The organism is Actinokineospora guangxiensis, assembly GCF_042657845.1.
In the GTDB taxonomy this organism is placed as follows: Bacteria; Actinomycetota; Actinomycetes; order Mycobacteriales; family Pseudonocardiaceae; genus Actinokineospora; species Actinokineospora guangxiensis.
In genome coordinates this window covers 147158-158678 of sequence record NZ_JBHSKF010000015.1, presented here as the reverse complement: position 1 = coordinate 158678, position 11521 = coordinate 147158, and the positions used below count along the sequence as shown (strand labels likewise).

General features: G+C 66.4%; 8 protein-coding genes and 1 pseudogene. 4 read left to right on the top strand and 5 right to left on the bottom strand.

What is annotated here, in order from left to right; translation table 11 throughout:
* Positions 1 to 340: 340 nt before the first annotated feature.
* The gene (locus ACFPM7_RS24835) at positions 341 to 868 is read right to left on the bottom strand and encodes a GNAT family N-acetyltransferase (protein WP_378250173.1); all 528 of its coding nucleotides are present in this window, start codon (positions 866 to 868) and stop codon (positions 341 to 343) included.
* A gap of 74 nt (positions 869 to 942) precedes the next feature.
* On the opposite strand from ACFPM7_RS24835, the gene ACFPM7_RS24830 reads away from it, so the two are divergent.
* Genes ACFPM7_RS24830 through ACFPM7_RS24815 form a run of 4 tightly spaced genes read left to right on the top strand, consistent with a single transcriptional unit; the run spans position 943 to position 3514 of the window.
* Positions 943 to 1194, top strand: coding sequence for an acyl carrier protein (locus ACFPM7_RS24830; RefSeq protein ID WP_378250172.1), 252 nt, complete (start codon positions 943 to 945; stop codon positions 1192 to 1194).
* Positions 1191 to 2414 (top strand): AMP-binding protein, encoded by a 1224-nt coding sequence (locus ACFPM7_RS24825; RefSeq protein WP_378250171.1) that lies wholly within the window; start codon positions 1191 to 1193, stop codon positions 2412 to 2414. The genes ACFPM7_RS24830 and ACFPM7_RS24825 overlap by 4 nt, the downstream gene beginning before the upstream one ends.
* A complete protein-coding gene (locus tag ACFPM7_RS24820; protein WP_378250170.1) occupies positions 2407 to 3156 on the top strand; it encodes an SDR family NAD(P)-dependent oxidoreductase in 750 nt (249 codons plus the stop codon). The genes ACFPM7_RS24825 and ACFPM7_RS24820 overlap by 8 nt, the downstream gene beginning before the upstream one ends.
* Positions 3140 to 3514, top strand: a complete 375-nt coding sequence (locus ACFPM7_RS24815) for a hypothetical protein (protein ID WP_378250169.1) — start codon at positions 3140 to 3142, stop codon at positions 3512 to 3514. Before ACFPM7_RS24820 ends, ACFPM7_RS24815 begins: the two co-directional genes overlap by 17 nt.
* Positions 3515 to 3646: 132 nt before the next feature.
* Here ACFPM7_RS24815 and ACFPM7_RS24810 read toward each other — a convergent pair whose 3' ends face one another.
* The 4 genes and pseudogenes from ACFPM7_RS24810 to ACFPM7_RS24800 all read right to left on the bottom strand — a co-directional run bounded on the left by ACFPM7_RS24810 (position 3647) and on the right by ACFPM7_RS24800 (position 11286).
* Positions 3647 to 3814 carry a hypothetical protein gene (locus tag ACFPM7_RS24810; protein WP_378250168.1) on the bottom strand — a complete coding sequence of 56 codons (168 nt, stop codon included), beginning with the start codon at positions 3812 to 3814 and terminating at the stop codon, positions 3647 to 3649.
* 7 nt (positions 3815 to 3821) lie between these two features.
* Positions 3822 to 3988, bottom strand: a pseudogene (locus ACFPM7_RS30410) (IS30 family transposase); the annotation flags it as partial.
* Between the two features lie 66 nt (positions 3989 to 4054).
* Complete coding sequence (locus ACFPM7_RS24805) at positions 4055 to 4489, bottom strand: hypothetical protein (protein ID WP_378250167.1); 435 nt, start codon at positions 4487 to 4489, stop codon at positions 4055 to 4057.
* Positions 4489 to 11286 (bottom strand): RHS repeat-associated core domain-containing protein, encoded by a 6798-nt coding sequence (locus tag ACFPM7_RS24800; protein ID WP_378250166.1) that lies wholly within the window; start codon positions 11284 to 11286, stop codon positions 4489 to 4491. Before ACFPM7_RS24800 ends, ACFPM7_RS24805 begins: the two co-directional genes overlap by 1 nt.
* Positions 11287 to 11521: the final 235 nt, after the last annotated feature.

The following is an 11521-nucleotide window of genomic DNA, read 5'->3' as shown; positions in this document are numbered from 1 at the left end:
CCAACAGCCGCTCAGAGCCCCCCACACCCGGACACCCACGCGCAAACGCAAACAACCCGCTGACCCTACTTACGCTGTTCAGCGGGTTGTTCGCGTCTGTGCCCCCGGCAGGATTCGAACCTGCGCTCCCGCCTCCGGAGGGCAAGTCGAGTCGTCTCCAACGTCTCTACCAGCACTTTCGTCGTCACCGACGTCCCGATCGTACCTCAGACTCCGTGTCTCCCAAGAGTTCTCATGGCACGTACATGGCACGCGGCGGAGTCGAGAGTGCCTGATCCGACAGCAGCTTCCAAGGGTGTCGGTGTTCGTTCGAAAGTCTGCGTTGGTCTCCGATCTGACTTCAATCGAGGGCTCCGGCGGCCCGCGCCCCCTGTCCTCGGCGGTCCTCGCGGCGCAGGCTGATCGGGATGACCGTGATGGTGCGGCCGTCGACCTCGCGGGTCTCGGGCTCGCCCTCGGTGAATCGGAACCTGCGGTTCATCAGCCGCACCGCCTCGTTGTGGGTCAGTACCTCGCCGCCGAGCACGTCCACACCGAGTTCGTCGAACGCGTAGTTGGTGGCCTCTCGCATTACCGCCATCCAGGCCAGCATCGCAGTGCCCTCGGCGGTGGTGGTCTCGTTGTCGAGGAAGAACCCCCACTGCGCGGAGCGCTCGTCGATGTCGAAGAAGTTCACGATCCCCAGCGCGCGGCCGTCGTACTCGAAGACCAGGACGCGGCGGCTCGGGTCCACCAGCACCCGCTCCCACCACGCACGGTGCTCGTCCGGGGTGATCACATGCTGGTTGATGCTGACCTCGCGGTTGGCGGCCTGGTTGCGCCACTCGCGCATGGCCTGCACGTCGCGTTCCTCGGCGGGACGCAGCACGCCTGCCTCCTTGGGAGCTCGTGTCGATGGCGGCGATTCAGGTCGCCGACCGGCGTGCCGTTAGTCTGCTCGCCATGAGATCTGTGTCCCGCGAGCGGGTCCGCGCTCTGATGGGCGAGGTCCTCAGTGCGCAGGGGAAGACCCTGCCCGACGACGACGCCACCCCACTTGCCGACATCAGGTTCCGATCGCTGGACTTCTCCGAGCTGGTGCTGCGGGTCGAGGACGAGGTGGACGACGAGCTGAACTTCGACGCCGCCGGACTGCGGCGCATCACCACCGTGGGCGACGTCCTGGACCTGATAGCGGAGATCGCGAGCCGGTGACCGAGCAGGCCGGACTGGGGAACGCGCTCATCGACGGGCGGACCGGCACGCAGACGACCTGGGCCGACCTCCCTGGCACCGAGATCCCGGCACCTGCCGCAGTCGTCGTGGAACGGTCCTTCGACGCCCTCCCGCACGTCCTGGCCCACGCTCGGACCGGTGCGGAGTCCATGATCGTCGCCGCAGGCAGGCTGGGGGCGGACCTGCAAGACGAACTGCTCGCGGACGGGTTCAACCTCGTCCACCCGAGCGGGGTCACCGCCGCCCCGAAGCCCCGCGCACCGCAGGACGGGCGGATGTGGCTGTTGACGTCCGGCTCCACCGGCAGGCCCAAGCGGATCGGCCACACTCTGGCCTCGCTGACCACAGTCTCCGGCGACCTGCCCCCGCGCCGCTGGCTGTGCCCCTACTCGCCCGGCACGTACGCCTGGTGGCAGGTGGTCACGCTGGGGCTGGGCTCGGCGGGCCAGGACCTCGTCGTCGTGGACCCGGCCGATCTGGACGGCTGGGTCGACGCGGGCATCGAGCACGGCGTCACCGCCGCGTCGGGCACCCCGACGTTCTGGCGGCAGACGATCATGGCCCACCGCGACCGGCTCGCCGAGGTGCCGCTGACGCAGATCACCCTCGGCGGCGAGCCTGTCGACCAAGCGGTGCTGGACCAGCTCCGCGGGCTGTTCCCGCTGGCGCGGATCTCGTGGATCTACGCATCCTCCGAGGTCGGCGCCTCGATCGTGGTGCACGACGGGCGGGCCGGGTTCCCGGTCGAGTGGCTGGGACGCGCCACGGAGGGAAGGCCGGTCCTCGCGGTCGACGACGGCGAACTGGTCATCACCTCCCCGCACCATGGCGAAGGGCTGGGGGGCGTGGTGCGGACCGGTGACGCGGTGGTCGTCGAGGACGGCCGGGTCCTCATCACCGGGCGAATCGACTCCGACGAGATCAACGTGGGTGGCAACAAAGTCTCGGCCGGCGTGGTCCGGAGCGTGCTGCAGAGCCATCCACAGGTCGCCTGGGCACACGTGCGCGGGCGCAGGTCACCACTGGTCGGCAGCCTCGTCGTCGCCGAAGTGGTGCTCCGGTCGGGCGCGGACGAACCGGACGCGGTCGGCGAACTCAGCCGGTGGTGCCGCGAGCGGCTGCCGGAACACGGCGTCCCCCGCAGGATCACGCTGCTGGACGCCATCCCGGCGAAGGAAACCTTGAAGAGCGATGTCTGACGAACTCACCCCCGTGCCCCCGGCAACCACCGTGCTGATCTCCGGCGCCTCCCGCGGCCTCGGCCTGGCCGTGGTCACCGACCTCATCGAGCGCGGCGTGCGAGTCGCCGCGTTCGCCCGCACGGTCACCCCGGAACTCGACAACCTCGCCGCCCGCTTCCCGGACCACGCCCACTTCGGGCCGGTGGACATCACCGATGCCGCGGCCTCCCAGGCGTTCGTCAAAGAGGTCGAGGCGAGGTTCGGCGTGGTCGACGCACTGGTCAACAACGCCGCGGTCGGCCAGGACTCGCTGCATGTGCACACCCGGGTGGACCGGATCGAGCAGATCATCGAGACGAACCTGACCGCGCCGCTCGTGCTCACCCGCTTCTGGCTGCGCCGCCTGCTCGGCAAGGGCAGGCGCGGCCGCCTGGTCAACGTGACGTCCATCTGCGGCCAGCGCGGCTACCCGGGACTGGTCGCGTACTCCGCGACCAAGGGCGGCCTGGACGCTGCCACCCGCTCGCTGGCCCGGGAACTGTCCGGACGGGTGCTCGCGAACGCGGTCGCGCCGGGCTTCTTCGCCTCCGAGATGTCAGCGGTGCTCGGCCAGACCCAGCTCGACGCGATCCTGCGACGCACACCGTCAGGGCGGCTGACCACGCCCGAGGAGGTCGTGCCCGTCATCCGCATGCTGCTGCTGGACGACACCAACATCAACGGCCAATCGATCGTGATCGACGGTGCAGGCTCCATCTGAATCGCGGACGCAGCGGACCCTGCAGCACCTTCGCATCGCCAAGAGCCTGCCGGACGCGGTGACCCGCTCCCACCTCGCCGACGACCGCGTCGTCGGCTGGTACGGCGACTCGGGGGTCGTCATCGACGGCGAGATCGCCGACCAGCAGGTCCCTCGCGCGCTGGCCGCCCGGTTCGGCACTGATTCTGACCCGGCGGAGTTCTGGGTGCGCTGGACCCAGGCCGAGTGCGCCGCCAAACTCGCCGATGTCCCCATCGCACTATGGATCACGCGAAACGGACTCACCGCGGCGTCCCACGACGTCATCACCTTGCGGCTCGATGACGTGGTCGTATCGGTAGGGTTCCCCGGTTCTTGAGCAGATCTCATCTGTCCCTGGCAAGGAAAAGCGGCTTGCCGTGCGGCTGTGGCGCTAACATCATCCAATCGTCGGACGGAGGTGGCAGCATTCTCTGCGGCGTTCAGATTCCGATCTGCCTCGCGGATCTCGTCAAATCAATTGAGCACGGCTTCTCTGTAGCGCTAAACGGCGCCGATAATGTCGATTGCTTCGAGTAATTGCCCCACGCAATCGCCCGGCAAGCATCATCACGCAGGCGCCGATATCGCCGTCAATGAAGCAGTGCCGCAGTCCCACGTGAGCGGCCTTGCCGATCACCAGAACTCCGCCGCCACGTGCGCCCGGTGAATAGCGCGATCAACTCCCGGTGCAGCGTGGACGGCGGGACGTAAACCCACAGGTAGATTGCCTCGTGAGTTATCCGACCTGCCCCCCGCCTGCGTCATCGCGCGCCAATCGGCCCGCGATCGAAGCCGGTGACCAGCCAATCCGTCACCGAGATCGGGATGCACGCCGGATGTCGGACAAGTTGACGCGCCGAGCACGCTCGTCCAAACATCACGGCACAGTCAGGTAGGGCGCTGTTGCATCGTAATCCAGCGTTTCAGGTACCAGCACAACGGGCCTGCCGGTGACCTCGTGCACCAGCACCATCAGCCGCATGATGTCGTAAACGTCCTCCGGAGTAGTAGCATCTCTCGGATCGCCCTGAAGATCGATAGCATCGGCCGAACTTGGCGTCGAGGTCCAAACTTGACGGCCGACGGGGAAAGCCACGCTGTAGCGACCCTCGACGTCAGCAAACAGCTCCGCGGCAAACTTCACCCCTTCATCGCACTCGAGGTCGGTGACAGTGATGTCGTAGCCGGCCTCGATGAGCGCAGCGAGCACCCGAGGCCACGTGCCCTCCGGCACCGCGCCGACGAACAACTCGATCAGTTCACCGTCCGCTACTGCGAAAGCAGCGAGCAACTTCTCAACTTCAGGTGACATCACGGGTCCAAGAATCCGATGAACTGACCAGATTGAGTCCATCTCGCGCCGACAGTGGGCAGCTTGAAGTCGAACACCGGACCGTGGATGCTGTGGGTCCATACCTGCAGAGCTGACCGCGGATTCGTCAGCAAGTCGACTGCCATCTGACCGCCCAATTGGTTATGGAGCCGGCCGGGCGCTGGAGTCAGGTTCGACCCAGGCCGGTTCATGTGCTTCTGGTACGCACGACCCGCTGGCGATGGGCCCTTACCCTTTGCGGTAGTGGCACTACTAGCCAAGGAGTCTAGGTCAGGCTTCGGCGTCCCGCCAGCACTGCAATCGCAGGACGCTGCGTGGCCAGGCTTCGAACCGCCGCAGTTGTGGACCAAGACCGGGTCGCGGCCAGCGAGAACGTGGTAGGTGTGCAGGTCGGCGACAGTAAGATTGTGCACCCGTTGGGTCTTGGTGCTCGCCTCGACAGCCGTGATCTGAGTACGAGTGCCTGTCGAGGTGTGTAGCCACATACCGGGCTTGAGCTTCTTGGCGGGGAGCCATGCCTTCAGATCCGCAACCCAGAACGGGTGTCCGTCGGTGGCCACCACTGTCCCTGTGGACCGGCCATCTGCGTCGCCGCTCTCGGTTACGGCGGTCGCAGTGCGCTCGGTGGCCGTTATGCGCACGAGTTGCTTGTAACCGTCGCCTACGATCAGGCCCACGACCTCGCGGCCACCAGACTCGCCAGTCTCGGGATCAGTAGCCAGTACCTCGTCGCCGAGGTTGATCTGCGAGATCGGCTTGCTGGTCCCATCAGCCATCTGTACCTGGGTCTCGGGCGTGAAGCTGTTGCCCACGCAGGAGTCGCCGACATCGGCTTTCTTACCTGCCGCGCCGCCTACATCGTCGACTTGTCGCGCCCCCGCGGAACCGACATCGTCTGCCTGACGCGCGGCGACGGCACCAACGTCGTCAAGCTTTGGAGCGGCTGCGGCGGCGTGGGCGGCGGAGTCCAGGATTCGGTCGGCTTCTCGAACCTCGTCAAACCATTTGAACACCGCTTTACCGGCCCGCCAGACGGCGCCGATGATGTCGCCTGCTTCGAGCAGTTTGCTCCACGGAATCGCTCCGGCGACCATCATCACGCAGGCGCCGATATCGCCGTTCGTGAAGCAGTTGCGAATGTCGTTGATCCCGAGAACCTCCATGAGGATCTCGCCGCCCGCCTCGACCACAACCTCGAGGAGACTCTTTTCCTTGACCTTCTTGGCCCAGGTGACCTTCTCCTCACTCGGCCCGGCAGGCTGAGATTGGCCGTTCGAGGGTGGTGGCGCACCGCCGCCGAGCTGAACCCCATTGTTCGGCGTATCGCGGTTCTTGCACTGGTCCCGGTGGCGCTGGCAGTAGTCGTAGCCTTCCGGGTCATACAACCCGCTGGGGTCGCTGCGGCTGACCGGGTTGTTGTGTCCGTAGGCGTACCCGTTCATCTGTTGGGCGTCGCGCAGGTCGACGATGGGGTCAGCGGAGATGAACCGGCCGAGTTCAGGGTCGTACTCGCGTGCTCCGAGGTGTGTCAGCCCAGTCGACTTGTCCTCGACGCCACCGATGAATCCCTTGCTGCCCGGCCACACGGCCGGTGTGATTCCGCGGGTCTCCCCGAACGGCATCGACGACCGGCGGGTCGCGGCCAGCGTGGACCCGTCAATAGCCCGGTCGCCGGTTCCGTGGTGGTCCGCCAGAACGTAGTTGACCTTGCCGTCGGCGGTGCGTACCGCTGTCGCGCCTCCGGCGTCGATGTAGCGGGTACCGCGCACTGTGGCGGTCGCCGTGTCGAGCCGGTACTCGCTCCCACCGAGATACAGCGTCGTGGCGCCGGGCTCGCGGCGGATCAACCGGTCGCCGGAAGCGTCGTAGAGGAACTCGGTGACTGAGCTTCCCTTGGTGACCTTTGACAGATGGCCCTCGGCGTCCCACTCCAGGGTCTGTTCGACGCCTGCGACGTTGCGCTGGGTGGTGTTCCCGGCGTCGTCGTAGCCGAAGGTGTCCTGGCGGGCGCCATCCGGACCTGTGCGGGTCACCGACCGCAGGGTGTCTGATTGGGGCTGTCCTGCGGCGGGATAGGCGTAGGTGTTGGTGACGTTCTTCGCGGGGTCGCCGCTGGGGTCGTGGTGGATCTCGGTCGTGCGGTTGCCGACCTTGTCGAACTCGTAGGACCGCCAGTAGGGCTGCGGTCCGCCGACCGTTCCTCCGGCGCCCGTCGACGGTTCGGCCGCGCAGTTGTCGGTGGCGGTCCAGGCGTCGGTCATGCGCTTGAGGTAGTCGAGGCGGAAGCACTGGGTGTCGGCGACGACACCAGGCTCCTGTGACGTGATGGAGGTGATGTTGCCGTACGGGTCGTAGTCCCAGGTCCGGGTTTCCAGATGGGTGGGAGCGACGTCGCGGTCGGTGTCGACCTGGGTCAGCCTGCGGGTGCCCTCCTCGTACTTGTACGAGTTGTAGATCTGCTTGCCAGGCCCGCCCAGCTGATGCCGCAGAACCTCGCCATACCGCCCGTAGGTGGTGTTCGACAGGTAGAGCTGGCCTGCCAGTCCCTTGATCGAGATGGGGAGTTCGAGAGCGTCGTAGCTGTAGGTGACCGTTTCGGATGGCAGGCCGCCCTTGGCCGGGTACTTCTTGGTCGCGGGCAATCCGGTCGCGGTGTAGGTGGTGCTGAAGGTGTAGGACCCTTGCAGCGCACCCTCCGACGCGGGAATGGTCGCTGTGACGCCCAGTGGCCGGTAGGCCGCGTCGTAGCCGGTGACGGCGGTGCTGTAGGCGTTGGTTCCGACGTATCGGGTCGAGGTGGCCAACGCCCCCTTGACCGCGGTTCCGTCCGCCAGCGTGTCGAACGTCCACTCGGCGCGCTTGGCCCCGGTCTGCGAGTCGTCGCGGACGGTGGTCTTGCGGCCGAGATCGTCGTAGGTGTAGGCGACGGTTTCGCCGCGGGCATCGGTGGTGGTGACGAGTTCGTCCTCGTCGTTGTAGCTCATGGTGGTGGCGCCGCGGTCAGGATCGATCGCCTTGATCTGCCTGCCGCGAAGGTCGTACTCGAAGCTTCGGACGCGTCCGCCTGAGTCGGTCACCTTCGCGAGTCGGCCCTTGCGGTCGTACTCGTACTTCGTCGAGTCATAAGCGCCCGTCGGAGCCTGTCCGTGGAACTCGCGCAGTTCCGCGTCGCGGCCGAGGGCGTCCTTGACCGTCATCATCGTGGTGCCACCTTGCGGAGGCTGCTGGGCGAGCCACTCTCCGCCGTAGGTGGTCGTGGTGCGCCGCTTCTCCACGGCGTAGCTGTGGAATGCCTCGACCGTGGGACGTCCCATGCCGTCGTAGCTGTAGACCATCTGGGCGGGGACGTTGGCGTCGCCGACGGCGAGGATCGCGCCGGAGGGGGCCTGGTCGTTGTAGTAGGGCGCGTTCTTCTTCCACACCAAGCCGCGGGTGTCGTAGAAGATGTCGGTCAGTAGCCGGCCGCCGCCTGCGGCGGGTTGCTGGGTTTGGCGCAGCCGCAGCAGTCCGTCGTAGATTTCATGTCCGGTGCGGTACGCCCCGTCCGACTTTAGCGTTTTCGTGGTGACCACGACTGGGGCGTTGGGCCCGATCTGGTAGCTGAAATCGCTGTTGGGTGTGGTGGGGTTGGTGGCCTTGTCCCGGCCCGGCAGCCACACCTGAGTGAGCCTGCCGATCGGGTCATAGCTGAGGTCGGTGCGGCGGTTGTTCTGATCGACCAGCGCGGTCGGCACGCCTCGGGCGGGGTCCAAGTACTTGGTGCTGACGTGGCCCAGCGGGTTGGTGGACGCGATCGTGGTGACCAGACCGGTCGTCGCCGGGGTACGGGTGTAGGAGGTCGTGCTCTTCTTGCCCGCGGCGTCATAGGACTCGATGGGCCTGCCGTAGGTGTCGAAGACGGTGCGTGAGGTGGTGGCGTAGCGGGCGGTTCCTCCTGCGGGCCAGTCCATCAGCTCGTCGACTCGGGTCACGTCGCCACGCGTGGGCATAGCACCGTGAGTGGTTGAGCCGTCGAAGAACGTGCGGGTTTCGGAGACCACATCCGCCGGACGCGACGGCGTCGCCGCGCAGGAGACCGCGACTTTCTCGATCCGGTTGGTGGCGTTGAGTATCCAGGCGCCTGTGTTGCGGGTGTAGTAGAACCGGGTGCAGCTGTCGTCGGAGCTGGTCGCCGTGTCGCCGAGTTCGCTGACCGAGGTGGGAATGCCGTACTGGTCGTAGGTGTGCACCACACCCGCGCGACGCCATGTCCCGTCCGACATTCGAGACTTCGACCGGGTCTCCGCCATCGCGGTCACCCTCGAGGTCAAGGAAGCCAGGCCAGGTCGGGCACGAGTGGCGGTGACGCTGCCACGCCAAGGCGTGTTCAGCGTGGATGACACCACTGATCCGCCGTCCCGTTCGTAGTACACGGTCTCCCGTGCCATCCCGCTGTACTCGGGTGCGTCCGCTATCTCGTGGCCATCGGAGTCGACGACGGAGACGTTGCGTGTCCCCGACGGGAGCTTGTCCCCGTCCATGCCTTGGAAGTACAGCGTCTCGGCCCGCGAGATCGGATCCGGCGCGGCGCCAACCCTGGTTCGGACACGTGCGTAGCCGCGGTACTGGTTCCAGGTTCGGCGCTCCGGCTTGGCCAGCTCGTTGTGGTCATACGCCCAAGCAGGGCTGCCGACGAACTCGTAGTTGGTCTCCTTGGTGACCTGGCCGCCGGTGCGGTCCTGTTCGAGGACCTTGACCGCCACATACTTGTGGAAGTAGTCCTTGATCGGGTCGAGAGATCCTTCTGGGGTCCAGTAGACCGGGTAGCAGCGCTTGTTGTTGCTCTCGTCCGGTCCCGGCATGTTCACCGGCTCGAGCCTGGAACACTCCTTCGGTGAGTACGTGACACCGATGACGCTGCCGGTTTCGGTGTACACAGCGTTCACCCGGTACCGGTTGATCGCCGGGAGGTTCTCGAAGGCGTCGACCCGGTTCTCCATCTGTTCGCCTTGGAAGGTCACCGGCGCCATCGCCTGGGTTCCGCCTGCGAAACCAGTGCGGGTGATCTTGGCCAGCCACAGGCTGGGTGTGCTCACGTCACCGGTCAGAGGGAACTGGTGCGTCAGCGCCCAGCCGTCCACCTGGCGGTAGCCCGTGTCGTCGCTCTTGCGCACAAACGTGTTGATCGCCGCGAGTCGCTTCCGCGTCCAGAAGGTCGGTGAGAAGCGGTTGGTGCACTGCTCGGTCGACTTGCAGTTCTGGTCTACAGGAACGTCCGGCCAGCGCGCGGCGTTCGCCGTGGTGAAGTTGGCGTCAGTGCAGTCGACCGATGGGTTGGCCGAGGTGCACCGCTCGGCCGCGATGAACTCGATCTTTGCGGGGGCGGCGCCGGCGTACTCCGAACCGTTGCGCTGTCCGTACTCGACACGCAGCAGGTGGCCACCGCGGGTGTACGCGACGGGCGCGGTCTTGACGTTCAGGCCGTAGTGGTTGGTTTCCTTGGCGTAGAAGTAGCTCATCGAGTTGCCGCGCGGATCCACGACGTGGTCGAGGTTCCACCGCCACCCCTGCTGGCACCACGACGACGCGAAACTGGCACCTCTGCACGGCTCGCCGGAGTTGTTGCCGAAGACCGGGACCGTCCAGGTCGACCCGGTCTCCGGCTTGTCGGTCGTCCAGTTCGGAAGCCTGTTGCGACCGAAGAAGTACTGGGTGCCGTCGACAGTGGTGACTTTCCAGTACTCGCCGTCGTTGTCGCCGTTGGAGGCGCCGCTCAGCCGCTCCACGCGCGAGCCGTCATCGTTGGCGGGCCGCCACGCTCCGGTGGCATCGTCGCGGACCAGTTCGGTCGTGCGGCCGTTCAGCGACAGCGTGGCGTTCTCGGTGAACCAGCACTGGTCTCCGGTCTTTACCGTGTTGTTGTGATCACCGGTCATGTCCTCCGAACACGCCTGGTAACGACGCTCGACATAGCCAGGCCAGTAATCCCACCCGTCGCCGACCCAGGACGGCTGATTGTTCGTCGAAACCTGACGCCCGTCCACGCTGCCCGACGAGTACCCCAGACCGATCTGCGGTGACGGCCCACCCAGCGACGGCGGCACCTTGATCGGATAGCTCCACCCGAAGTCACCCGAGGAGCCACCCGCCGACCACGACCCCGACGGCGCCAGAGACGACGCCGAGTACGTCCCACCGCTCCCGGACGGGCCAGCCGCGGCAGCCACCACCGATTCGCCCGCAGCAGCCACCGGAACCGCCGCGGTGAGCGTGTGATTCTTGCTGTCGTTACGCGTCGGCAGCGGAGTGCCCCGGGTGCATTCCGGTCGCTCGGGAGAGGTGAGTGCACACGACGGCAAGCTGATCAACCGCAGCCTGGTCGACCAATCACCACCGACAGCGTGCCGAAACTGCGAATAGTCGACCTCAACGGACAGTCGGCCCGGGCTCCTCACGCCGTCCGTCCGGGCAACGCCGAACAGCACACCGGTGACACCGGCACGCTGCGCGGTCGGCTGGTCCTTGACCGAGATCCGCGCCCGCTGGGGCTGACCGTCTTTGGACTTCGCAGCCCGCACGGAGCCGATAGCCACCGGCACCCGATCGGACTGTGCCTGCTGCCCTGGCCTGACCGTCGCTAGGTCGAAGTTGGCTGTGCCCGCGGAAGGCCACCGGACCTGCTCGTTCTGCCACTCTTTGCCAACCGGTGTCGGCTCAAGTGGCTTGACGGCGACTGGCTGCCCAGAGATGGACTTCTCGCGCTGCAGCTCTGGCAACTTGACCTCAGCGGCCGCCACCGGCGCGAGGGGAACCAGTAGCCCAGCCAGCAGCGCGGTGCTGATGCCAGTTACACCGATGCTCCTGACCCACCCGATACGCCGTCTGGGCGCATGCGAGCCAGCATGATCAATCACGGGTCCCCCACCTCGCGACAAAGCAAAGCCCCACGCCGCCAGACAGGCGGCACGAAGAGGCATCGTGCCATAGCCCCAGCGGAGACGGATGTGAAGCAGATCTCATCCTCGACGTCGG

What these genes read in the sequence shown, in the direction of transcription:
- ACFPM7_RS24830 (WP_378250172.1), top strand. Translation starts at nt 943, where the DNA reads ATGAGATCTGTGTCCCGCGAGCGGGTCCGCGCTCTGATGGGCGAGGTC.
- ACFPM7_RS24820 (WP_378250170.1), top strand. Translation starts at nt 2,407, where the DNA reads ATGTCTGACGAACTCACCCCCGTGCCCCCGGCAACCACCGTGCTGATC.
- ACFPM7_RS24805 (WP_378250167.1), bottom strand. Translation starts at nt 4,489, where the DNA reads ATGTCACCTGAAGTTGAGAAGTTGCTCGCTGCTTTCGCAGTAGCGGAC.